At 62.8% G+C, this 22,229-nt stretch carries 19 protein-coding genes; 7 read left to right on the top strand and 12 right to left on the bottom strand.

The features are described from left to right. The first annotated feature begins 113 nt into the window (after positions 1–113). The 4 genes from GYH35_RS30795 (at position 114) to GYH35_RS30780 (ending at position 6,339) form a co-directional block, all read left to right on the top strand. Complete coding sequence (locus GYH35_RS30795) at positions 114–1,928, top strand: putative Ig domain-containing protein (protein ID WP_161830403.1); 1,815 nt, start codon at positions 114–116, stop codon at positions 1,926–1,928. Between the two features lie 175 nt (positions 1,929–2,103). Beyond that, the gene (locus GYH35_RS30790; protein ID WP_161830402.1) at positions 2,104–3,477 is read left to right on the top strand and encodes a M16 family metallopeptidase; all 1,374 of its coding nucleotides are present in this window, start codon (positions 2,104–2,106) and stop codon (positions 3,475–3,477) included. An 11-nt stretch (positions 3,478–3,488) separates the two neighbouring features. Beyond that, positions 3,489–4,964, top strand: coding sequence for a M16 family metallopeptidase (locus GYH35_RS30785; protein WP_161830401.1), 1,476 nt, complete (start codon positions 3,489–3,491; stop codon positions 4,962–4,964). Positions 4,965–4,980: 16 nt separating this feature from the next. Continuing rightward, positions 4,981–6,339, top strand: coding sequence for an NTP/NDP exchange transporter (locus GYH35_RS30780; RefSeq protein WP_161830400.1), 1,359 nt, complete (start codon positions 4,981–4,983; stop codon positions 6,337–6,339). On the opposite strand, the gene GYH35_RS30775 is transcribed toward GYH35_RS30780, so the two are convergent. The 4 genes from GYH35_RS30775 to GYH35_RS30760 form a co-directional block, all read right to left on the bottom strand. After that, positions 6,336–7,859, bottom strand: a complete 1,524-nt coding sequence (locus GYH35_RS30775; RefSeq protein WP_161830399.1) for a TonB family protein — start codon at positions 7,857–7,859, stop codon at positions 6,336–6,338. The two genes, GYH35_RS30780 and GYH35_RS30775, sit on opposite strands and share 4 nt — an antisense overlap. Positions 7,860–7,880: 21 nt before the next feature. Then, positions 7,881–8,330, bottom strand: a complete 450-nt coding sequence (locus tag GYH35_RS30770) for a chemotaxis protein CheX (RefSeq protein WP_202624874.1) — start codon at positions 8,328–8,330, stop codon at positions 7,881–7,883. After that, the gene (locus GYH35_RS30765) at positions 8,320–8,739 is read right to left on the bottom strand and encodes a response regulator transcription factor (protein WP_198683083.1); all 420 of its coding nucleotides are present in this window, start codon (positions 8,737–8,739) and stop codon (positions 8,320–8,322) included. Before GYH35_RS30765 ends, GYH35_RS30770 begins: the two co-directional genes overlap by 11 nt. Before the next feature lie 64 nt (positions 8,740–8,803). Next, positions 8,804–11,113, bottom strand: a complete 2,310-nt coding sequence (locus tag GYH35_RS30760; protein ID WP_161810087.1) for an ATP-binding protein — start codon at positions 11,111–11,113, stop codon at positions 8,804–8,806. A 636-nt stretch (positions 11,114–11,749) separates the two neighbouring features. Here GYH35_RS30760 and GYH35_RS30755 point away from each other — a divergent pair. Together GYH35_RS30755 and GYH35_RS30750 are read left to right on the top strand one after the other, a co-directional pair. Next, positions 11,750–12,220: a hypothetical protein gene (locus tag GYH35_RS30755; protein WP_161810086.1), complete on the top strand. Its 471-nt coding sequence runs from the start codon at positions 11,750–11,752 to the stop codon at positions 12,218–12,220. Positions 12,221–12,269: 49 nt separating this feature from the next. After that, entirely contained in the window at positions 12,270–13,226 is a 957-nt protein-coding gene (locus GYH35_RS30750) for an endonuclease/exonuclease/phosphatase family protein (RefSeq protein ID WP_161810085.1), read from the top strand. Here GYH35_RS30750 and GYH35_RS30745 read toward each other — a convergent pair whose 3' ends face one another. Genes GYH35_RS30745 through GYH35_RS30730 form a run of 4 tightly spaced genes read right to left on the bottom strand, consistent with a single transcriptional unit; the run spans position 13,227 to position 16,614 of the window. After that, on the bottom strand, positions 13,227–14,075 hold the full coding sequence (locus GYH35_RS30745) for an NYN domain-containing protein (RefSeq protein WP_161810084.1): 849 nt from the start codon (positions 14,073–14,075) through the stop codon (positions 13,227–13,229). It abuts the gene before it with no gap. After that, positions 14,076–15,059, bottom strand: coding sequence for a magnesium transporter CorA family protein (locus GYH35_RS30740; RefSeq protein WP_161810083.1), 984 nt, complete (start codon positions 15,057–15,059; stop codon positions 14,076–14,078). A gap of 12 nt (positions 15,060–15,071) precedes the next feature. Continuing rightward, complete coding sequence (locus GYH35_RS30735) at positions 15,072–15,947, bottom strand: thiol:disulfide interchange protein DsbA/DsbL (RefSeq protein WP_161810082.1); 876 nt, start codon at positions 15,945–15,947, stop codon at positions 15,072–15,074. A gap of 40 nt (positions 15,948–15,987) precedes the next feature. After that, positions 15,988–16,614: a c-type cytochrome gene (locus GYH35_RS30730; RefSeq protein WP_161810081.1), complete on the bottom strand. Its 627-nt coding sequence runs from the start codon at positions 16,612–16,614 to the stop codon at positions 15,988–15,990. A gap of 94 nt (positions 16,615–16,708) precedes the next feature. On the opposite strand from GYH35_RS30730, the gene yihA reads away from it, so the two are divergent. Further along, complete coding sequence (gene yihA / locus GYH35_RS30725) at positions 16,709–17,326, top strand: ribosome biogenesis GTP-binding protein YihA/YsxC (RefSeq protein WP_161810080.1); 618 nt, start codon at positions 16,709–16,711, stop codon at positions 17,324–17,326. 487 nt (positions 17,327–17,813) lie between these two features. Here the strand turns inward: yihA and GYH35_RS30720 are convergent, their stop codons facing one another. The 4 genes from GYH35_RS30720 to lptM all read right to left on the bottom strand — a co-directional run bounded on the left by GYH35_RS30720 (position 17,814) and on the right by lptM (position 22,226). Next, a complete protein-coding gene (locus GYH35_RS30720; RefSeq protein ID WP_161810079.1) occupies positions 17,814–18,458 on the bottom strand; it encodes an outer membrane beta-barrel protein in 645 nt (214 codons plus the stop codon). A gap of 36 nt (positions 18,459–18,494) precedes the next feature. Then, complete coding sequence (locus GYH35_RS30715) at positions 18,495–19,019, bottom strand: outer membrane beta-barrel protein (RefSeq protein WP_161810078.1); 525 nt, start codon at positions 19,017–19,019, stop codon at positions 18,495–18,497. A 145-nt stretch (positions 19,020–19,164) separates the two neighbouring features. Then, positions 19,165–21,906 (bottom strand): DNA polymerase I, encoded by a 2,742-nt coding sequence (polA, locus tag GYH35_RS30710; RefSeq protein WP_161830398.1) that lies wholly within the window; start codon positions 21,904–21,906, stop codon positions 19,165–19,167. Continuing rightward, positions 21,906–22,226, bottom strand: coding sequence for an LPS translocon maturation chaperone LptM (lptM, locus tag GYH35_RS30705; RefSeq protein WP_161810076.1), 321 nt, complete (start codon positions 22,224–22,226; stop codon positions 21,906–21,908). The genes polA and lptM overlap by 1 nt, the downstream gene beginning before the upstream one ends. Positions 22,227–22,229 lie beyond the last annotated feature (3 nt).

The following is a 22,229-nucleotide window of genomic DNA, read 5'->3' as shown; positions in this document are numbered from 1 at the left end:
CTTCGAGCGTCGCGTTTGCGTCGCGACGACTGCCTCTTTTCCGGAACACAGCAGCGCGATTCAGCGCCGGTCCTCGGACCGTCGTCATCGCGCGCGAAGCCAAGGTACGAGCAATGATTCCAACTATCTTCGGGAAGACCTTCCTGCAGCGGGCGCTCCTGGCGGTGATCGCCGCGTCACTGGGCGGATGCTTCGACAGCGGATCGGGCGAGCAGCCGCCAGCCAGCAGCGGCGCTGACAATCCGACACTGCCGGAGCCCGCGAACCAGCCACCCGAAGTGGATGGCATTCCCGCGCCTTCGGTGACCGTGGGTGAGGTGTATTCCTTCGAGCCCGAAGCGCTCGACGCCGATGACGACTACCTCGAGTACTTCATCACCAACAAGCCGTCGTGGGCGACGTTCGATACCGAGACCGGCACGCTCACCGGCACGCCGACGGACACCAACATCGGCGAAAGCGAAGACATCACGATCAGCGTCACCGACGGCCGCGACACGCGCTCCATCGGCCCGTTCAAGATCAAGGTGAACGATCGTCCGCCGCCGCCGAACGCGCCGCCGACCATTTCCGGCACGCCGCCGACATCGGTGATCGTGGGCCAGGAATATCTGTTCCGTCCGACGTACTCCGATCCGGACGGCGATCGCCTGCGTTTCTCGATTTCCAATCGCCCGTCGTGGGCTAATTTCAGCACCGCGAGCGGCCAGCTGCGCGGCACGCCGACGGCAGCCAACGAAGCGACGTTTTCGAACATTCGCATCAGCGTGAGCGATGGCACGAACACGGTGACGCTGCCGGCGTTCTCGATCCAGGTGCGCGGCATCGACAACGAGTCGCCGGTGATCAGCGGCACGCCGGCCACGACCGCGCAAGTGGGCGCGCAGTACCTGTTCACTCCGGAGGCCAGCGACCCGGACGGCGACATCCTGATCTACAGCATCAAGAACCTGCCGCGCTGGGCAACGCTCAACGCGCAGACCGGTGTACTGAGCGGCACTCCGACGGCGGCCGACATCGGCCCGTACTCGAACGTGAGCATCAGCGTGAGCGATGGGCGCATGACGGCGGCGCTGCCTGCGTTCTCGATCGAGGTCGGCGCGGCGCCGGCGCCCACAAATCGCGCGCCGACGATCTCCGGCACACCGGCGACCACCGCAACCGTCGGCGCGGCCTATTCGTTCAGGCCGGACGCCAACGATCCGGATGGCAACACGCTGGCATTCGCCATCGAGAATCGTCCGAGCTGGGCGGCGTTCAATACCTCCACCGGCGCATTGACCGGCACGCCCACCGTGGCTGGCGCCTACTCGGGCATTCGCATCACGGTGCGCGATTCCAGTTTGAGCGCGTCGTTGCCGGCATTCTCGATCACGGTCGGCACGGGCAATCGCGCTCCGACGATCAGCGGCACGCCGGCGACGACCGTGTCCGCCGGCAGTGCGTATAGCTTCCGGCCGACGGCCAGCGACCCCGATGGCAACACGCTGACGTACAGCATCTCGAATCGTCCGAGCTGGGCAACGTTCGACGGGTCGACGGGACAGTTGTCCGGTACGCCGAGCAGCGCGAACGCGGGCACGTACTCGAATATCGCGATCTCGGTGAGCGATGGCACGCTGAGCGCCTCGTTGACGACGTTCGCGATCACGGTCGTGCAAGCGTCGAACGGCAGCGCGACGCTGTCCTGGACGCCGCCGACCCAGAACACCGACGGCACTTCGCTGACCGACCTGGCCGGCTATCGCATTGTTTATGGGCGCACCGCTTCGAGCCTCGATCAGACGGTGCAGGTCGCCAATGCGGGCACGTCGGCTTACACGGTCACCGGGTTGTCTTCGGGCCTGTGGTATTTCCGTGTGAAGGCGTACAACTCGAGCGGCGTCGAAAGCGATCTGTCGGCTGCGGGGTCGAAGAACATCCCGTAAGCGACGCGACTCAACGCGCGATATCCTTCTAAGGCCCGCCTCGCGCGGGCCTTTTTCTTTGCCCGGCTCGAACCTGACGTGACTGTCAGGATGTCCGGTGGGTCGGGTCAATGCTGTATTCTCGGCCGGATCTGCAATCCAGCGCGGCCGGCGCCGCGATAACGGAGTGGTCACCATGATGGCCCGTCGATACGGCCTGTGCCTGTCTCTGGCCTTTGCCGCGCTCCCCATCGTCGGAGCAACTGCTGCGACACCCGCGGCGGTACGTGTAGATTTTTCCGAGCACACGTTGAAGAACGGGTTGCGAGTGCAACTGGTCGAAGATCACACCACTCCCGTGATCGCCGTGAACGTCTCCTACGACGTCGGCTCTCGCAACGAGCGCCCTGGCTTGACGGGCTTCGCGCACCTGTTCGAGCACATGATGTTCAAGGGCTCGAAGAACGTCGGCGACGGCGAGCACTTCTATCAAGTGTTCACCAATGGCGGCGCCATGAACGGCACGACCAGCTCCGACCTCACGGTGTACTACGAAGCCTTGCCGGCGAATCAGCTGGAGATGGCGCTGTACATGGAAGCCGACCGGATGCGTTCGCTGGACATCACGCAGGCCAAGCTCGACAACCAGCGCCAGGCGGTCCAGGAAGAGCGCCGCCTGCGGGTCGACAACCAGCCTTACGGCCGCTCCTACGAGCGCTTCGACGAAGTGTTCTACGACAAGTTCGGCTACAAGCATTCCACCATCGGCTCGATGGAAGATCTGAACGCGGCCAGCGTGCAGGACGTGGCGGAGTTCTTCCGCATCTATTACGCGCCCAACAATGCAGTGCTGACCGTGGTGGGCGACTTCAAGCGCGATGAGGCGCTGGCCACGATCAAGAAATATTTCGAGGACATTCCTCGTCAGCCGGCGCCGCCGCCGGTCGATCTGATCGAACCGAGACAAACCGCCGAGCGCCGCGAGACGCTGACCGATCCGCTGGCACGCGCGCCGCAGGTTCTCATCGGCTACAAGATCGGCGTCGGCAACGATGCGGATCAGGCCGCGTTGCAGGTGCTGTCGTCGGTGCTCCAGGGCGGCGACAGCTCGCGGCTGTATCAAAGCATCAGCAAGGAAAAGGAGCTGGTGTCCGGCATCGGCGGTTACGTCGAAGAGCGCATCGGCACCGGTGGTTTCTATATCACCGCGACCGTGCGGCCGGATCAAAAGCCGGAAGTCGTCGAAGCCGCGATTTACGAAGAGATCGCGCGCATCACCGAAGAGCCCATTGCCGATTGGGAGCTGCAGAAGGCGCGCAATGCGACGCGGCTCGGTTATTTGCAGAGCATTCGAAGCGCGCAGAATCGCGCCAACATTCTTGGCAGCTACACCATCCTGTTCAAGGATCCGAACCTGATCAACACGCGTCTGCAGAAGATCGATGCGGTCACGCGCGGCGACGTGCAGCGCGTCGCCAGGAAATATTTGATTCCCACCGGCCGCACCGTGCTGACGACGCTGCCAGCGCCGGCCGCGCCGGCCGCGCCAGCCGCCGCTCCGGGACCGTAAGCGAGCACGCCATGAACAAAGTCACACACAAGACCGCTGTGCTTGCCCTGCTGTCATCGCTGCTGATCATGCAAGCATCCGCGCAGGCGCCCACGTCGCCGGGCCCTGCGGCACCTGCCGGAGCATCGACCAAAGGTGTCGAGTTGAAGGGCAAAGTACCCGTCAATCCACAGACGCTGCGAGTGCAGTTGCCGAAGCCGCAGGAAGCGGTGCTGAAGAACGGCCTGCGGGTGTCGCTGCTGGAAGATCACAAGCTGCCGACGTTCTCGATGCAGCTGTACTTCAACGGTGGCGGTCTGGCCGATCCCGCGGACAAGCGCGGTGTCGCGATGGTGACAGCGAGCCAGTTGCGTGAAGGCACTAAACAACGCTCGAGTCGTGAGATCGCCGAGCAACTCGCAACGCTCGGCGCGGCCCTGTCGTCGACCGCCGGACCGGCATCGGGAGAGAGCGTCGTTTCGGTCACCGGCCTGAGCGACAACGTCGAGCAGACGCTGGCGATCGCGTCCGATGTGATTCGCAATCCCACGTTCCCGGCGAGCGAGCTCGACAAGTTTCGCGCACGCTTTCTCGCACAGTTACAAATCCAGCGGGCGAATCCTGGCTTTCAAGCCCAGGAGCAATTCATGCGCGCCATCTATGGCGAGCATCCCGGTGCGCTAGTGGTGCCGAGTGAAGCAGTTATCAAAGGACTGACCAGCGCCGATCTCGCGGCGTTCCATGCCGCGCGCTATCGCCCGAACAACGCGTTCCTGATCGCCCATGGCGACATCACATTGAAAGAGCTGGTCGCCAAACTCGAACATCACTTCGGCGACTGGGCCAAGGCGGACTTGAGCAAGGTCTCGCTGCCACCGCCCAAGGGACCCGAGAAGGCGCGCGTCTTGCTGGTCGATCGGCCGGGCTCGGTGCAAACCTCGCTGTGGATCGGCTCGCTGGGCATCGAGCGCAATAGCGACGACTATTTCGCCATGCTGGTCATGAATCACATTCTCGGCGGCGGCCCCGCGTCCCGACTGTTCATGAACCTCAGGGAGGACAAGGGCTACACCTATGGGGTCTACAGTTCGTTCACGGGCACGACCTTCCCCGGCGTTGTGGTCGCGAGCACTGACGTGCGGACCGCAGTGACCGAAGGCGCGATGCACGAGCTCGACTTCGAGCTGCAGCGCATTGCGAACGAGCCTGTAACAGAGCGGGAGCTGACAAATGCGCGGCGCGCGTTGATCGGCCGTTTCGCGCTATCGTTGGATTCGCCGCTGTCGCTCATGGGAAATCTCGCGACTCAGAAGATCTACAAGCTGCCGGCGGACTACTGGGACACCTACCCGCAGCGGGTCGAAGCGATCACGCCCGCCGACATCCAGCGCGTCGCGAAGAAATATTACGACCGCGGCCAGCTGCAGATCATCGCCGTTGGCGATGCCAAGCAGGTCGGCAAGGTGCTGGAGAAATACGGCGCCGTCGAGCCCGCGACTCCGATGTGATGTCGAACGACACTATATGAATACACCCACGCAGCACGCTCCGCCTTCGCCTTTCGCCCGGTTGTTGTCACGCCTCGCACCGATACAACCGGCGGAGACCGGGGCGGTGGCGGCCGCGTTCCTGCTGTTCTTTTTCATGTGGGCCGGTTATTTCTCGGTGCGCCCGGTGCGCGAGACCATCGGCACCATCATCGGCCGCGACAGGCTGGCCGATATCTGGATCGTCACGTCCATCGTTTCGGTGCTGATCATTCCGCTCTACGGCGCCGTGGTCGCGCGCTTCCGTCGCAGCGTGTTCCTGCCCTGGATGTACGGCCTGGTCGCACTCGTGCTGGTGATCACCGGGCTGGCGCTGCACGGTGAAGAGATCAACATGACCGCGGGCAAGTTCTTCTACGTGTTCATCAGCGTGGTGAACTTGTTCCTGATCTCGGTGTTCTGGAGTTTCCTGCTGGAGCTGTTCGATCGCGGCCAGACCAAGCGGCTGTTCGGCGTCATCGCGGCGGGCGGAAGTGCGGGCGCGCTGGTCGGGCCGTTCATCTCGGACATCGCGGTGCCTTATATCGGCAACAGCGGCGTGCTGTTCTTCGGCGCGACGTTGTTTGTAGCCGCGATTTTCTGTCAGCGCGTCCTGCTCGGGGTCTGGTCGACGCGCACCGATGCCTCGAACAAAGCCGAGGATCGTCCCATCGGCGGCAATCCGTTTGCCGGCGCGCTGATCATCCTGCGCTCGCCGTACGTGCTGGGCATCGCGCTGTTCGTGGTGGGCATTTCCTGTGTGAACACCTTGCTGTACTTCGAACAGCTGCGAATGGTCGAAGAGCATTTCCCCGGCCTCGAGAACCGCACTCAGATCTTCGCGCGCTTCGACTGGATCGTGCAGGCGTTGACGGTGTTGTCGCAGATCTTCCTGACCGGACGCATCGCGCAGAAGTTCGGCGTGAAGGCGCTGATTACTTTCGTGCCGCTGATCATGGTGTTTGCGTTCGCGGGGCTGGCGATGTCCGGCGCGTTCGCGGTGCTGACGATGGTCGTGATCGGCCGGCGCGCGATGGAATATGCGTTCGTGCGGCCGGGCCGCGAAATGCTGTGGAGCCCGCTGGACAAGGAAACGAAGTACAAGGCCAAGAACACCGTCGACGTGCCGGTCTATCGCCTCTCGGATGCGATGTCTGCGCAGTTGAACAACTGGGTCGCGGGCGCGGGCTTCGGTATCGCCGCCGTGGCCTGGCTCGGCGCCGGTGTCGCGGCGCTGTGGGGAGTATTGGGTTACTTGCTGGGTCGCAGCTTCGAGAATAAAGAGAAGCTGCAGGGCGAGAGCCCAGCGCCGGCGGTTCCGGGGCATTCACCGGAAGGTCGGCGGGTCGCCGGCTAGTTATTCAGCACGAATCTCACTTGCAGCACGGCGCGCTGGGCCACCGGCGCGCCGTTCTTGCGAATGGGCTCGAAACGCCATTTGCTCACGGAGTCGAGCGCGGCTTTGTCGAATACCTGCTCGGGCGCCGAGTCGCGAACCCGCAGATCTCGAGTACTGCCGTCGGGCGCGATCGTGAACTCGACCTGCACCCAGCCTTCGGTGCCTGAGCGCTGCGCTTCTCTCGGATACACCGGCGGCACTTCGCGAACGCGTTTCAACGAGGCGGCTTGCGCCGGTTCCTGCTGTTCGTTGCGAACTTCTTCAACTTGTTCGGCAAGCGCCGGCTCTTGCGGCTCGGCAGCCGGTGCTGCTGCTGGTTCGTCAATTGTTTCGGCGACCTGCTCGACCGGTGGCGCGTTCGCTGCAGCTTCTTGCTCGGCAAGCTCGCGCGCGATGGCGTCTGCGAGTTCCTGCTCGGCGATGGCGGACGCAGCAACATCTTCGGCAGTGGGAGTCGTCTCCGGAGTGGGCACTGCCGGAGTGACGGTCGGTTGAGCCGCAACTTGTGGCTGCGTATCGCTAACGACGGCTTGTGCAGGCTTCGGCGTCGATCGGGACAGCGCCAACAACTGCGCACGTAAAGCATCGAGACGCGGATGAGTCGGGGCGGCTCGCTGCAATGCTGTCCAGGCGGTCACAACGCGTGGCGCGTTTCGTTCGTCCAACGCTTTGGTAACCCTTAGTTCGAGCGTGTCGATGACCTTCTGCGTGCCGGCCTTAGCGTCGGCGTTGTTCGCGTCGAGCGTCAGCACGTCTCGATAGTATTGAAGCGCATTGTCGCCGCGGGGATCGATGAGCCGGCCGCTGAGATAAGCGATCTGCGCGCTGCCCAGCTTCGACTTCACCTGATCTTCGACGCGTGCGTCGCTGACCTGCGTGGTCTGCAACGTCGCTGGCAAGCCCTGATCGCGTGAGTGCCACCAGATAGCGAATACCACGATGGCCGCCAGCACGCCGGCGCCGGCCGCGATGGCTTTGCCGAGATACGGCTGCTTGCGAGCGATCGCGCGCACCGTCTGCAAAGCGACGGGCTGTATATCGGCCAGTTCGTTATAACGACGCGTGGCCGCGTTTAGAAACTGAAAGGCGCGGCCCGGTGAGATGGGCTTGTGCAGGAACCGATAGATCTGGCCGGTGCTGAGCAACGACGCGATCGAGCCTTCCTCGTCACGCCGGCCGGTGGCCATGAAGATCAGCTCGGGGAATTGCGCCTGCAAACGTTCCAGCAGCGAAGTCACATCGCCGTGCAGCGAGCCCAGGTCGACGATCAGCACGTCGCAGCGGCCGCCGACCAGATAGTCGACGGCGGCATCGGCGGAAGGAACATCCCAGAGGGCGTGCTCGGACCCCGCGGAGCTTCGCAGGGCCTCGAGCAAACCGGCGTCCGACGTCAGTACGACGACATCAATGATCTGACCCGGCCGCGCCGCAGTGGTGCGGACCGTGTTGAGAAAATCATCGGGCCGCGTACTGGGCACGTCATCCTCAGCTTATGCCTCTCATTCGAGACAAACGACCAGTTGCGCCGAATGACTGCGCCAGTTGATCGGAATGACGAAGGAGCGGATGTTGTCGGGAGTGACGATCTTCTCGGGCTCGCCGGCCAGCACGGTCGGCACCGAGATCATGAAGTCCTTGCCGAAATCCCGGCGCGCGTTGCCGGAGATCGTGTTGGCGACTTCGCCCACCAGGTCGCACATGTTTTCCTGGGTCAATTCCGTCTCGCCCATGCGCATCAGCATGACCGTGAGCATGGGGCGCGAAGCCGTGAAATAGACGATGCCACGCCGCTTGCCGGCGATGGAGATCAGTCCGGTGAATTCCTGAACGGTCGGCCTGCCTTCCTGCACGATATAAGGCGAGCCCACCGACGCGGGCTGGTTGGCCGCGGTCGCGAAGTAGTGCGTCGTTCCTTCGACGAACGTTTCCAATTCAACTTTAGTCATCATTGCCGGCGCCCCTCAACAGCTCTTCCAGCGCTTCCGTAAGCTGGCGATCTGTGAATGGTTTGCAAAGAAAGCCATTGGCGCCCTTCTTCAAAGCTTCTATGGCGGTCGCCTTGTCGGAAAGCGCCGAGATCACCAGGATGAGAACGTCCGGCTTGATCTTCACCAGGTTCTCGACGCACTCGATGCCATCCATCTCGGGCATCGTGATGTCCATGGTGACGACGTCGGCCGGCTCCTTGCGGAAGGCCTCGACGGCCTGCTTGCCGTTCGCCGCGGTGGCGATCACTTGCAGACGCTCGATCTGCAGTTCTCGCTCGATCTTGCGGCGAATTATGTTCGAATCGTCACAAATCATGAGCTTGAGCTTCCCGTTCGTCAACGGTTCAGCCTTGGCATTGGCGCTCGCCATTACAGTCCCTCTTAGTCTTCAATATTTCCAGGCGAAGTAATTCGGTCCGTCAAATAAGGGGCGATCAGGCCGCCACCGCGCTCTGCGTTGCGGGCAGCCAGATCTTGAACTTGGAGAACTTGCCGCCGGCCGAGGCCAGGCCGACGCGGCCGCCAAGCTCGGCGACCAGGATGCGGACCAGGTCCATGCCGGCGCCGCGACCGGCGTCGGTGGTCACGCGATCCGCCGTCGAGAAGCCGGGGCGGAAGATCAGCGCCATGGTCTGGCGCGGGTCGAGCATCGCAGCCTGGGCCGGGGTGATCAGGCCGCGCTCCACGGCGACTTCCTTGATCCGCTCCAGCTGCAAGCCACGGCCGTCGTCCTGCACGATCAGCTCATAGCCATCGGTGCCGCGAGGCGTGAATTCCACGGCCAGGGCGCCCGCCGCGGCCTTGTTGACCTTGGTGCGCTCGCTCGGCTCTTCGATCCCATGCACGACCGCGTTGCGGACCAACTGAATGGTGATGTCCTTGACCGCGCGACGATAAGCCTCGGGCACGCCGTCCAGGCCGGCGCAACGCAGGTTGACCTGCTTGGCCTGGCTGCTGGCGACACGGGCCGCGAGGTCCTCGAGCGTGCGTTCCAGACCGCCGATGGCGCCGGTGGTCTCGCCGAGATCCGGCGGGGCGATGATGGCCTTGGTGATCTGCGTCTGATCCTGGCCGGCCAGCCACTGATCCACCTTTTCGGCCCCGACTTCGCCGCCAGCGGTGCGGCGGGTGGCGATGGCGTGGTGCAGGTCGACCAGTCGGCTCAACATCTCGCGCACCTGGGCGAGGTGGTTGAACAGATCGTCCAGTTTCACGACCAATGGCAGGAAGTCGCTGCCCGACAGCGACGGCCGGCCCTTGAGGTCGTTGAGGGATTCTTCGAACGCGTGGGCGCGCTGCTCGACGGTCTTGAGGCCGAGCGCCGCCGCTTCGCCCTTGACCGCGTGCACTTGACGGTAGATGCCGTCGATCTTGGCGCGGAACGCCGATTCTTCGCGCGCCGGCTCCTTGAGGATGGAGTTCACCATCTTCAACGACACGTCGGCATCGGTGAGGAAGCTGGTCAGGCTGTCCGGCTCCACGTGCAGGATGCGCAACAGCAGGTCGAGCTGGGCCTGCGCCTTTTCCTGCGATTCCTGCAGCTCGCGCGACAGCATCACGCGCTTGGTCACGTCGTTCACCGTCACCAGCAGGTGCGACAGCGAGCCTTCGGATTTCACGCGGTTGAAGTCGAATTCCAGGAAGTGCGTGTCGAAGCCGCCGGCCGGGTTGTCGAAGTGCACTTCCACTTCGTTCAGCGGGTTGATGGTCTTGACCAGCTTCTCGTTGACGCGCTCGCCCCACAGCAGCGCGACATAGTCCATCGCCGTGCGCAGGGTCTTTTCCGGGACGATGTCCTTGAGCAGCTTGTCGAAGGTCAGGTCCAGGAAGTCTTCGCGCCGGAAGATGGCGTTGAGCGCCATCGAGCGCTCGCTACCGAGCTTCAGGTCCTTGTCCAGCAGGAACAGACCTTCGTTCACCGTGCGCAGAATGTCCTGCGTTTCTTTGCGCTGCCGGTTCGAGGAAGCCTCTTCCTTGCGCAGGTTGCGGGCGAAGAACAGGAAGATCGCGCCGAGCAGCAACAAGGCCGCGACCATGCCGCCGATCTGGATGTAACGCAGCGTGTCGGTCTGCTTGCGGCTGTCCGCTTCAACGCGGGCCGACATGTCGAGCAGCAATTTGCCGAGCTGGCCATGGGCAGCGGCGCCGAACTGGTTCAGGTCGTTCAGAGCAGCTTGCAGACGACGGCCGCGGGGGCTGAGCTGCACGGTCGGAGCGGCGGGAGCCGGGGCCGCCACGGCAGCGGCGTTTTTGCCATTCGTAGCGGCCGGCGCCGGGGCGGGTGCCGGCTGAGTCGCGACGTAAGGCGAGCCCGAGAAGCGCAAGACCGGGTCGATCTTGACCCGATAGCTGTCCCACAGCTTGCTGCCCTCGCGCAGCTGAACGACCGCTTCCTTGGTGGTCATGGCCGGCAACACCACGATGTCGCCGGTGCTATCGGAAATCATGCCGCCATTGGCGAGGCCGCTCAGGGAGGTCTCGAACGTGTTGGTCGCCTTGCGCAAGGCTTCCAGCGCGTCGTCGATCTTTTCGCCGTTTTCCAGGCGCTGCGCCAGCTGTAAGCCCGCGTCGTAGACCGCATGAGGCTGTTGCGCCCGGTTTTCGAGGAAGCGCACGCCCGCGACGTTGTCCGAGAACTGGCCGGCCTTGCCGTGGTTCACCGCCATGATGATGGCCATGAACACCAGAAACCCGGTGATCGCGAATACGATTCCCTTGTACCGACCCAGATCAAGAATTCCCATGTCTCTTCCCCTTGGTCGCCCGCGCGGCTAGCGACCGCGCTGACCTACCATCAAGCAAGCCGGAATATGCGAAAAACCCACCCTTCAGCTCCGCATTTCGCGGAGTGATGTCTTCCCAGACTGCGGCTTTCCGCTCCCTGATGAACAAGTATGTAATCTGACAATAAGCACTTTGACTGTCGCTCGACTCAGTTCCCGTTTTTTAATCGCGGAAACATGCGCCAGTTCAAAGTTTCGCCCACTTTCGATTAAGGGGCTGCGCGAATCGCGCTCGTCTCGCTTCCGGAAAGGCTTAAACCTGCTGCCGGGCCCGCCTTAGTTGCCGTTCCCAAGCTCGCGGCAAGGGCTCGGCCCGCTGATGTGACAGGACTGCAACAGCGCGCCGACGATACATTGTCGAAGGCGCTGCAGCAGACAGTTTTGCCTGCGAGGGTGGGGTCAAGTCAATGGCGCGTTTATGCGACAAGCAGGTGTTTTCGACGCCGTTGCAAGCAGTTACGCACCGCGGTAAGTAGCGGGGGATGCTCGACAAGCCCGTGGCCGCCGCTCATGATGCGCTCCTCGCGATGGAGCAACGCCCCTGTTCAGCCAATGGTCGAGGCAGGGGCCGCCTTTCATCAGGAACGCCGTAGGGTCATGAGCAAAATAGAATTCAAATCGCACGTGCCCGTTGCGCAAAAGGCGGCGCTGGAAGCGCTGCTGTTCTTCAATGCCTGCCAGGAACGGGTCAGCGCCTGCATTGCCGACGCCATCGAGAAATTCGGTGCGCCGGAGATCGTCGCCGATCGCGACCGGCTGCGGATACATATGAAAGGCCTGCCGGAAGTGCAGTCGTTGTTCGCCATCGATGTGCAGACCGGTCGGCCCGTGGGCGTTGCCGTCTACGCGCGCCAGGACATCGAGCACGTCACGGTCGTACACATCGGCATCACCTCGGAATTCGCGAGCGGCGGCCGGCGCGCCAACGAACAATTGCTGTTGAAGCTGTTGCGCGAGGTCCGGCGCTCCACTCGGCGTGTGAAAGGGATTCGGACGATGGATTTGTTTTACGCCACCGCCACGGGCCGGGCCGGGCCGTCGCGCGCCACAGCCAAAGTATTGATGTAACAAAGTCGTCGATCTGCGGCTGTCCGGCAGCCGTTTCGGGTTCATTGCATTGTTCCGTCAAGCACTCCTCCGCGTCACCAATAAACTCGCGATCCTCGGCACGGCCGCTGTCTGGCTGTGTTTGCTGGCTGGGCTGCTGGGACAGTTCGCGTGGCCCTTCGACTTGTTCGCTCATTTTCGAGTGCAGTACGCGGCGCTGTTCGTATTGTTGGCCTGCCTATTGATGCTGCTGCGACGTTTCGGAATTGCGGTCGCGGCCGCGGTGGGCTTCGGAGTCAGCGTCGTGCCGCTACTTCCCTATGTCGCGAGCGAGTCCGTGTCTACCGCCGTCGCGACCACGCGCGAGGAAACATTCCGGCTGCTGTCTTTCAACGTCTGGTTCCGTAATCCCGACATGGCGCAGGTCGCGGAGTACATCGAAAAGTCACAAGCGGATGCGGTCGTGCTGCTCGAGCTGACGCCGCCGCAAGTGGAGATGCTGGCGCCGCTGCTGCCCACGTATCCGCACTATCACATCGATCCCAGCCGCATGGGCGCGGCGGTGTTCACCAAATGGCCAGTGATTTCCGCGGAGTCGGTGCCTCTCTCGCAGGGTGGCGCGGTCGCGGCGCGATTGATGCTGGATTGGCAGGGCACGCCGGTGAGTGTGCTCGGCGTGCATCTGAACTGGCCACTGGGCCCGCGCAATTCGGCGTTTCGCAATCAGGAGCTGAATTCGCTGGCCGCGTTCAGCAAGGCGCAGCGAGGGCCGCTGCTGGTCGCGGGCGATTTCAATCTGACGCCCTGGTCGGAATACTTCAGCGATGCATTGGAACAGTCAGGGCTGCACGACGCCGCGCTCGGCTTCGGACTGTCTCGCAGCTGGCCGTCGCAGTTCGCGCCGGTCGGCATACGCATCGATCACTGTTTGCTGTCGCGTCACTGGCGGGCGGTGAGCACGAAGCTGGGGCCGGCGCTCGGCTCGGATCATCTGCCGCTGGTGGCGGATGTGTCGTTGCGTCGTTGACTATTCCGTGCGCGTGCCCCGGCGGATGATGTAGCCGCCGGATTTCTGATCGGGTTCGAGCGTCAGCAGTTTGCGGGCCTGCGCCTCTTCGAGCAGATCGCTGAACGTGCGGAAGCCGAAATAACTTTCGTTGAAACCGGGATTCCGCCGCTTCAAGGTCTGCTTGACCATGGAGCCCCAGATCTTCTCGTCCTGATCGCGCTCCTCGGCCAGCGCATCGATGGTGTCGACGACCAGGTCGAACGCCTCCTGTTTGCGATCTTCCTCGCTGGAGACCGGCTTCGCTGCCTTCGGCGTCTCGGCGCCGGCGGCGGCCGTGGCTTTGGCGCTCGCGGGCTGCTTGCGACGTGCGCGCTGGTGACGTTTCTTTTCTTCCTGCCGCACCAGATCGTCGTAATAAATGAACTCGTCGCAGTTGGCGATCAGCAGGTCCGACGTCGAGCTCTTCACGCCGACGCCGATGACGGTCTTGTTGTTCTCGCGCAGCTTGCTGACCAGCGGCGAGAAGTCCGAGTCGCCGCTGATGATGACGAACGTGTCGACGTGCGCCTTGGTGTAGCAAAGGTCGAGCGCGTCGACGACCAGGCGGATGTCGGCGGAGTTCTTGCCGGAGATCTTCACGTGCGGGATCTCGATCAGCTCGAACGACGCCTCGTGCATGGGCTTCTTGAAATCCTTGTAGCGATCCCAGTCGCAGTACGCCTTTTTCACGACGATGCTGCCCTTGAGCAGCAGCCGTTCGAGCACGCGGTCGATGTCGAACTTGGCGTACTGGGCGTCACGTACACCGAGCGCGATATTCTCGAAATCGCAGAACAGCGCCATGCTGGTGATGTTGTGAGCCGCCATCTACAACCAACCCTTGCGTTTGAACAGCGCGTAAGTGACGCCCATCGAGGCCACCATCAGCCCGATGGAAAAGAAGAAATTGCTGTACTTGCCCGGCAGGTCCGGCAGCAGGTGATAGTTCATGCCGTAGATGCTGGCGATCAAGGTCGGCGGCAGGAACAGCACGGCCGCGACCGAGAAGATCTTGATGATGTTGTTCTGCTCGACGTTGATCAGGCCGAGCGTCGCTTCCAGCAGGAACGACACCTTCGAGCCGAGAAACGACGCATGATCCGACAATGACAGCACGTCGCGGCTGATGGAATGAAAGCGGTCGCGCTGCTCGGTGCTGATGCCCGGCACCGACTGCTGCACGAACATCAGCAGACGCCCCAGGCTGACCAGGCTCTCGCGGCCTTTGGAGTTGAGCTCGCCGTTGAAGCCGATGCGCTCGATCATCGCGCGCAGGTCGCGGCTGGTCGGTTGACCGTTGCCGTGGCGGGCGAAGATGTTGCTGGACACGCTGTCCAGATCGGCGCCGACCCGCTCGAGCACATCGGCGATGCGCTCGATGAATGCTTCCATCAAGCCCGCGAGGATGGTCACGGCGTTCGGGCATGCCGCCGGATGTTTGCCGGCGTAGGCGATGAACTGCTGGAAGGGCTTGGTATCCATGTATCGGTTCGTAATGAGCCGATTGCCCGCCAGAATGAAAGTCACCGCCATGCTCACCGGCCGGTCGGTGTCGAGCTGTGCGGCGACCGTCATGGTCATGTAGAGCGCGCCGTTATCCTCGTACAGCCGGTTGGAGGTTTCGATCTCCTTCATTTCCTCGCGCGTCGGCACTTCGATGCCGAACGAGGCTTCGACCAGCTTCTCTTCCTCGACGGTGGGCTCGAGCAGATCGACCCACACCGCCTGCGTCGGAATCGGCGGCCCATCGTCGCCCGTGCCAGCCTTGACCTTGGTCAGGCCCTGCGCTGCCGGGACGAAGATGTTCAGCATGCTCGGCGGGGATCAGCCGCCGTGCTCGTGAGCCGAGAGCTCGTCGATCAGGCTGAACAGCTGGCTTTCGCCGCCGGCGGTGCCGACGTCGGTGCTGTACTTGCCGTTGACGATGACCGTGGGCACGGACTGGATGCGGTAGCGCTTGTTGAGGAAGTCCGCGCGCTGCAGTTTGGATTCGACGGCGAACGACGAGAACGTCTCGGTGAACTTTTCCTTGCTCACGCCGTGCTGCTGGAAGAACGCAGCGATCTTGTCGACGTTGTTGAGCTGATTGCCGTTGACGTTGACCTCGCGGAAGATCAGCGAGTGCAGCTCTTCGAGCTTGCCCAGCACTTCGGCGGTGTAATAGACCCGCGCATGCATGCGGGTGCCTTCATTCCACATCGCCGGGACGCGGTTGAATTCGATGTACGGAGCCTTGCCCTTGGCGCGCCAGGACTCGACCGCCGGATCGAGCGCGAAGCAGTGACCGCAGCCGTACCAGAACACCTCGGTCACTTCGACCTTGCCCGGCGGCGCATTGGTGGGCTGGGCCGGCACGATCTTCTGATAGTTCGTGCCTTCCTTGAACTTCGAGGAGGTCGGCGGGCCGCCGGCCGAGCCGCCCAGCTTCAACGAGGGCTGAGTCGTCGAGGCGGTGTGCTGCTGCTCCGTAGCGGCCGGCCCATCGTCCATCTCGCTGACAGTTTCGGTCGGCGCGGTCGCAGCCTGATCGGCGGCGGCCTGATCCGTCGGCGCCGCTGCTCCGCCTTCCGCAGCCGGGGCTGCGGGCTGCTCGGCCGCGGGCGGAGCCGCAGCGGGCGCCGGGGCGCTTGGGGCGGATTCCTGCTTACCGCAGGCCGCGAGCAGAACCAGGGTCGAGAGCAGAGCAGCGAGTTTGTTCATGCGTCGTTCCGAGCAGTTTGAGCGCCTGCCAATAGTTCGATCAGCGCAGGCCCTGGATGTAGGCAGCGACCGCGTCGATTTGTTCGTCGGTCAGCAGGGAAGCCACGTTCCGCATCATTTGATTCGGATCGGTCTGGCGTGTTCCCGAGCGATACGCCTTCAACTGATTGATCGTGTAGGTGGCGTGCTGGCCTTTGATCTGCGCATAGCCGGCCGCAGGATTACCCGCGCCGTCCGGGCCGTGGCAAGCCGCGCAGGCCGCGATGCCCTTGGCCGGATCGCCGCCGCGGAACAGCTTCTGGCCCAGCGCGACCTTCGACGGCTCGGCTTCCAGCGTGCCCGTGGACTTCTGCGAGGCGAAGTACGCGCCGAGATCGGCAATGTCCTCGTCCGAGAGCGGCTTGGCCATCGGCGTCATGAGCACGTTCTGGCGTTGATCGCTCTTGAACGCGCTCAGCTGGCGCTTGATGTAGGTCTCGTGCTGGCCGGCCAGGTTCGGCCATTCGGGGTTCACGCTGTTGCCATTGACACCGTGACAGGCGACGCAGGGCGCGGCTTTCGCCTGGCCTTTCTCGGCCGAGCCTGCGACAGGCTGCTCGGCAGCGAAGCTAACGCCCGCCTGCAGGCCGCACAGAACGGTGAGCAGGACCATCGACTGAAACTTCATTATTCGTAACTCCGTAGCGGCGGCTGGCCAAAAGGCGCGGAATTGTACACTAGCGGTATGGCTTGCCTCAGCCTCACGCAACATACAGTCCAACATGCCGCAATTCCCCCCCGTCGAGTTCCTGACCAGCTCCTGGCAGCCGCGCCAGTTTCCCGCCGACCAGGGCGCGGAGGTGGCGTTTGCCGGCCGCTCCAATGCCGGCAAATCCAGCGCCTTGAACGCCATCACCGGCCGCAAGGACCTGGCGCGGACCAGCAAGACGCCGGGGCGCACGCAGCTGATCAACTTCTTCGCCCTCAACCAGCAGCAGCGGCTCGCCGACCTGCCGGGGTACGGGTACGCGAAAGTGCCGGAGAAGATGCGGGATCACTGGCGACAGCTGATGGGGCGCTATGTCGAGACCCGAGCGTCATTGGCGGGGGTGATCATCGTGATGGACTCGCGGCATCCGCTGACGGACTTCGACTGGCAGATGCTCGAATGGACCGGCGCGCAGAATCTGCCGGTGCATTTACTACTGACCAAGGCCGACAAGCTCGGCCGCGGCGAGTCGATGGCGACGCTCAAGAAGGTCCGCGGTGAGGTAGGCGAGGGGGTTTCTGCCCAGCTGTTTTCCGCGGTGGCCAAGACCGGCGTCGACGAGGCCCGCAAAGAGGTCCTGAAAATGCTGGCTGGGATGCCTCAGCGCGCTTCGGATACAGCAGAACAATAAATAAAGACCTTTCGCCCGGCCCGGACCGGAAGCCGGCAATAGCAAACCGAGGCTTACTTTGTGCTACCCCAGGCACAGGGATGTGCCCGCCGCCTTTCGGCGGCGGCACGCGCGGGAAAAGTCACGCCTTTTCTCAAGCGTGCGAGAACGCGAGTGGCAGGATGCCCGAGTCGGTCTCCAATAAAAAAGAACCCCGGCGACTTCTGGAGCCACCGGGGCAGTATTACCCGGCATGGGGATGGACCGGGTTACCGTTCACTCAGGGAGGTCAGCGAACGGGAGCGTCCTGGCCGACGCTCGGGAGTTATGACGCCCGCCGCAGGCGAAAGTTCCGGATCTTTTTCACCCGACTCGTGTGAAAAAATCTTTATGCTTTCAGGTGGTTAACCGCAATTGAGTTGCGTCTCGCGAACCACAGGCGGCAGCGTTGAGCCGGGCCGTTTCCGTCGCTTTTGTGGCACGCGAGCAACAAATTGGCCTGACCAATTCAGCGCGCCGGCCCACCGAACTTATAAGTGAACCCCAGCGACAGCATGCTCACCCAGTCGCTGTCGTTATGGTCGTCCCAGTCGTCATCGTCGTTCCAATCGTCCCACCAGTCGTCGTCATCGCGATTGTTGGCATCCAGCAGGATGCCTTCGTACTCGAGCCGGATCGCCAGATTGCTGGCGCGGAACTGCGCGCCGATGCCGAACAGCGGTTCGGTGCTCTTGTCGCTGTCCGAGCCGGCAAAGCCGCGGGCGCTGAAGTCCGCGTCCAGGCGGGCCAGGCCGAGCCGGCCGAACAGGTCGAAGTTACTGCCCAGAGGCAACATGCCTAGGGCGCTGACCGAGACCGCCGTGTACTGGGCTTCCATGTCCACGCCGAAGATGCGGTCCACCGGCTTGCCGAAGTCGGTGTAGTTCAACTCCACAGCGACCCAGTCGATGATGCGATAGCCGGCGTTGATCTTGAACCCGGTGTCGTCGGCATCGAATTCCTGGCGCGTCTCGTCGTCTTTGAACTGGACGGTCGAATCGCCGATGGAGGCGCCTAGATACGGACCCAACAAGGCGGGGTCGCGCGCAAAGGCGGCGGGGCTCGCCGCGCAGAGCGCAAGAGGCAGTGACAACCAGCGGATGGGCAAACGCATGATGTTGCTCCCTTGTACTTCGTCAGAGCGGATGCTTTAGAGGAACGTATACGTAACGCCGATGGAGAGCATGTTGGCGTCGTCCACGTTATCGATATCGAACATTTCGTATTCGGCGCGCACGCTCAGGCTGAGGAAGCGAAATTGCGCGCCGACGCCGTACGCGAAGTCCGTGCCGTCATCGCGGAAGTTACCGAAGTTGCGGATTTTGACGTCGGTGTCGAAGCTGATCACACCGCCTTTAGCAAACAGGTCGACCGGGCCGACAGGTAAGAAAAACACGCCGAACCCCGTGATGCCGTCGCTCTCCACGGACAACGGGCCTTCCTTCACTTCGCCAAAATTCACATAGCTCGCCTCGATGCCGAACCAGTCGAGCGGCCGGATGCCCGCGATGATCTTGAAGCCGGTGTCGTCGCCATCGAGGTCCAGGCCAGTGGCGTCCCGATCGAGCTCGGTGTTGGCCTGGCCGAGGCTGGCGCCGAGATAGATGCCGTTGTCGGCGGCCATCGTGGCCGTGCTCGCCAGCAACAACGCGGAGGCCAGAATTGCTTTACGCATGGATGAAGTCCTTTGATGTGACTAATGACGACCGACTAATGAAATAGTCGGACAGGGCATCAGGTTGCACCAGGATGCATGATCAACCTGAATCGGAAATGAAATGGGGGTGACGACGCCCGTGCGCGACCGCGCACCGCGATGATCAGTGCGCTTCGTCCCAGTTTTCGCCGATGCCGGCATCCACTTTGAGCGGCACACGCAGCTCCGCGGCCCCGCTCATCAGCTCCCGTACATGTGCGATCAGATCTTCCGCGAGCTCGCGTCGCACTTCGAAGACAAGTTCGTCATGCACCTGCAACAGCAGGCGCGCTTCGAGCTTGGATTGCGACAGCCAATGAGCCACCTGGATCATGGCGCGTTTGATCACATCCGCCGCCGTGCCTTGCATCGGTGCGTTGATTGCGGCGCGCTCGGCCGCCTGGCGCAGAGCTGCGTTGCGTGCGTTGATATCGTTTAGATACAAACGACGCCCGAACACCGTTTCGACGAAACCGCGCTCGTGCGCGAGCTGCCGTGTTTCATCCATGTAACGCCGCACGCCGGGATAACGCTGGAAATATGTCTCCACGTAGCGCGCCGCCGTGCTGCGCTCGATGCCGAGCCGCGAGGCCAGGCCGAATGCCGACATGCCGTAAATCAAGCCGAAATTGATCATCTTCGCCGTGCGGCGCTGATCCGCGGTCACGGTGTCGAGAGTCATGCCGAACACTTCGGCAGCGGTTGCCAGATGGATGTCGCGATCTTCGCTGAAGGCTTTCAGCAGGCCTTCGTCGCCGGACAGGTGCGCCATGATGCGCAGCTCGATCTGGGAATAATCGGCCGCGACGATGCACCAGCCCTTCGGCGCCACGAACGCTTGCCGGATACGGCGGCCTTCCGGCGTGCGGATCGGAATGTTCTGCAGATTCGGCTCGGCGGAAGACAGCCGGCCAGTCGCAGCGATCGCTTGCTGATAACAAGTATGCACGCGTTGCGTGGAGCGATTGATCTCCAGCGGCAACTTGTCCGTGTACGTGGATTTCAACTTCGCGAACGCGCGGTAGTCCATGATGAGCTTGGGGAGCTCATAACTCGCCGCCAGCTCTTCGAGCACGTCTTCCGCGGTCGACGGCTGACCCGTCGGTGTCTTACGGATGATTGGCAGCCCCATCTTGTTGAACAGGACTTCCTGCAGTTGCTTGGGCGATTCCAGCGAGAACTGCTGGCCCGCGGCTGCGTATGCTTGTGCCTCGATCTCGCGCATCCGCGTGGCCAGCTCGCCGCTTTGTTTGCGAAGCAGGTCGCCATCGAGCAGCACGCCCGCCTGTTCCATCTTCAGCAGCACCGGCACCAGCGGCTGTTCGATGTTCTCGTACAGCTCTTTCAGCGGCGGCAACGCTTCGAGTCGCGGCCAGAGCAGGCGATGCAGTTGCAGAGCGAGGTCTGCTTCTTCGCCTGCATAGTTAGTCGCCGTATCGAGCGCCACCTGGTTGAATTCGATTTGCTTCGCGCCTTTGCCGGCGACGCTCTCATAAGCAATGGGGTCGATGCCGAGATAGCGACGTGAGATCGGCCCCAGCTCGTGTTTGGCCGCGGTGCTGTTCAACACGTACGACTCGAGCATGATGTCGAACTTGTCGCCGCGCAGCTCGATGCCGGCGCGCTTCAGCACGTGACCTTTGTATTTCAGGTCGTAGCCGACTTTGAGCGGCTGCTCGGCTTCGAGTACGGGCTTCAGTGCTTTCAATACGACGTCGCGCGACAGCTGCTCGGGCGCGCCGGGATAGTTGTGACCGATCGGCACGTACGCTACGGCGCCGGGCTCGACGCTGAATGCGAGACCGACGATGTCGGCCTGCATGTAGCCGCCGGAGGTAGTCGCTACATTCAGCGACATCACATTCGCCGATTTGAGCTGCGCGACCCATGTTTCCAGCGCTGTGGCTGTCACCACGGTTTCGTAGTTGCGCGGAACGGGAGGAGGCGGAGCGCCTTCGGCGGGAGGCTCTGCAGAAGTTACGGCGGCCGCTGCCGATGCGCTGGGACCTTCGTCGCCGACGATCTGCTTCAGCAGCGCGCGAAACTCCATGCGCGTAAACAGCTCTCGTAAACGATCTTTATCGGGGTCGCCGACCTTCAATGTTTCGAACGGCTGCTCCAATTTCACTTTGAGGTCGATCGTTGCGAGCTTGCGCGACAGCTCCAGCTCTTTCATGCCGTTGCGCAGGTTCTCGCCGACCTTGCCAGTGATGGCGGCGGCGTTCTCCACCAGCTTGTCGAGCGTGCCGTATTCGCCGAGCCATTTCGCCGCGGTTTTCGGGCCGACTTTGGGAATGCCGGGAATGTTGTCCGAGGTGTCGCCGACCAGCGCGAGATAGTCGATGATCTGTTCGGGATACACGTCGAACTTGGTCTTCACGCCGTCGCGATTCAAGCGCGAGCCGGTCATCGTGTTGACCAGCGTGATGCGCTCGTTCACCAGCTGCGCCATGTCCTTGTCGCCGGTGGAGATGATCACATCGTAATTCTGCGCGGCGGCTTCGCAGGCCAAGGTGCCGATCACGTCGTCGGCTTCGACCCCTTCGATGCGCAGTAACGGCAGACCCATGGCGCGAACGCTGTCGAGCAACGGCTGCAACTGCGAGCGCAGCTCGTCGGGCATGGGCGTGCGCGTAGCCTTGTACTCTTCGAACAGCTCATCGCGGAATGTTCTGCCGGGCGCGTCGAATACCACGGCGATCAGATCCGGCGACTCTTCCTTGCGCAGTTTCTGCAGCATGTTGAGCACGCCGAGCACCGCACCCGTGGGCTCGCCACGCGAGTTGGTCAGCGGCGGCAACGCATGAAATGCGCGATACAAGTAGCCTGAGCCGTCCACCAGGACGAGCTTGCGTTGAGTTGCCATTACTGACCCGATTTCGGCGGCGGCGGAGGGGTGGCGGGACGATCGGGATCGGGCGGAGAGACCGGCGTCGGCTGCGATTGCGCCGGCGCCGACGGATCGGGCGTCGATTGCTCGGTGCGCGAGCGCTCGCGATCTTTCTTTTGCGCCTGAGGCGCCGGCGGCAGCGTACGAACTTTGCTGCCTTCGAGCACCGGCTTCGGCGTCTGCGCAGGCACTTCCTGCTGCTTGTCGTCAGGTAAATACAGCGGACCTTTCAGGCCGCAACCCGCCAGGCTGAACAGCAGCAGGGCCGGCCCGAATCTGCGCACGGATGATTTCATCGG

Source organism: Steroidobacter agaridevorans, from assembly GCF_009932555.1.
GTDB lineage: Bacteria > Pseudomonadota > Gammaproteobacteria > Steroidobacterales > Steroidobacteraceae > Steroidobacter > Steroidobacter agaridevorans.
This window is presented reverse-complemented; position numbering and strand designations above follow the sequence as displayed.

Excerpts from the sequence above, each read along its gene's own strand:
- GYH35_RS30795 (WP_161830403.1), top strand. The coding sequence starts at position 114 with ATGATTCCAACTATCTTCGGGAAGACCTTCCTGCAGCGGGCGCTCCTG.
- GYH35_RS30790 (WP_161830402.1), top strand. The coding sequence starts at position 2,104 with ATGATGGCCCGTCGATACGGCCTGTGCCTGTCTCTGGCCTTTGCCGCG.
- GYH35_RS30785 (WP_161830401.1), top strand. The coding sequence starts at position 3,489 with ATGAACAAAGTCACACACAAGACCGCTGTGCTTGCCCTGCTGTCATCG.
- GYH35_RS30780 (WP_161830400.1), top strand. The coding sequence starts at position 4,981 with ATGAATACACCCACGCAGCACGCTCCGCCTTCGCCTTTCGCCCGGTTG.
- GYH35_RS30770 (WP_202624874.1), bottom strand. The coding sequence starts at position 8,330 with ATGATGACTAAAGTTGAATTGGAAACGTTCGTCGAAGGAACGACGCAC.
- GYH35_RS30765 (WP_198683083.1), bottom strand. The coding sequence starts at position 8,739 with ATGGCGAGCGCCAATGCCAAGGCTGAACCGTTGACGAACGGGAAGCTC.
- GYH35_RS30760 (WP_161810087.1), bottom strand. The coding sequence starts at position 11,113 with ATGGGAATTCTTGATCTGGGTCGGTACAAGGGAATCGTATTCGCGATC.
- GYH35_RS30755 (WP_161810086.1), top strand. The coding sequence starts at position 11,750 with ATGAGCAAAATAGAATTCAAATCGCACGTGCCCGTTGCGCAAAAGGCG.
- GYH35_RS30745 (WP_161810084.1), bottom strand. The coding sequence starts at position 14,075 with ATGGCGGCTCACAACATCACCAGCATGGCGCTGTTCTGCGATTTCGAG.
- GYH35_RS30740 (WP_161810083.1), bottom strand. The coding sequence starts at position 15,059 with ATGCTGAACATCTTCGTCCCGGCAGCGCAGGGCCTGACCAAGGTCAAG.
- GYH35_RS30735 (WP_161810082.1), bottom strand. The coding sequence starts at position 15,947 with ATGAACAAACTCGCTGCTCTGCTCTCGACCCTGGTTCTGCTCGCGGCC.
- GYH35_RS30730 (WP_161810081.1), bottom strand. The coding sequence starts at position 16,614 with ATGAAGTTTCAGTCGATGGTCCTGCTCACCGTTCTGTGCGGCCTGCAG.
- yihA (WP_161810080.1), top strand. The coding sequence starts at position 16,709 with ATGCCGCAATTCCCCCCCGTCGAGTTCCTGACCAGCTCCTGGCAGCCG.
- GYH35_RS30720 (WP_161810079.1), bottom strand. The coding sequence starts at position 18,458 with ATGCGTTTGCCCATCCGCTGGTTGTCACTGCCTCTTGCGCTCTGCGCG.
- GYH35_RS30715 (WP_161810078.1), bottom strand. The coding sequence starts at position 19,019 with ATGCGTAAAGCAATTCTGGCCTCCGCGTTGTTGCTGGCGAGCACGGCC.
- polA (WP_161830398.1), bottom strand. The coding sequence starts at position 21,906 with ATGGCAACTCAACGCAAGCTCGTCCTGGTGGACGGCTCAGGCTACTTG.
- lptM (WP_161810076.1), bottom strand. The coding sequence starts at position 22,226 with ATGAAATCATCCGTGCGCAGATTCGGGCCGGCCCTGCTGCTGTTCAGC.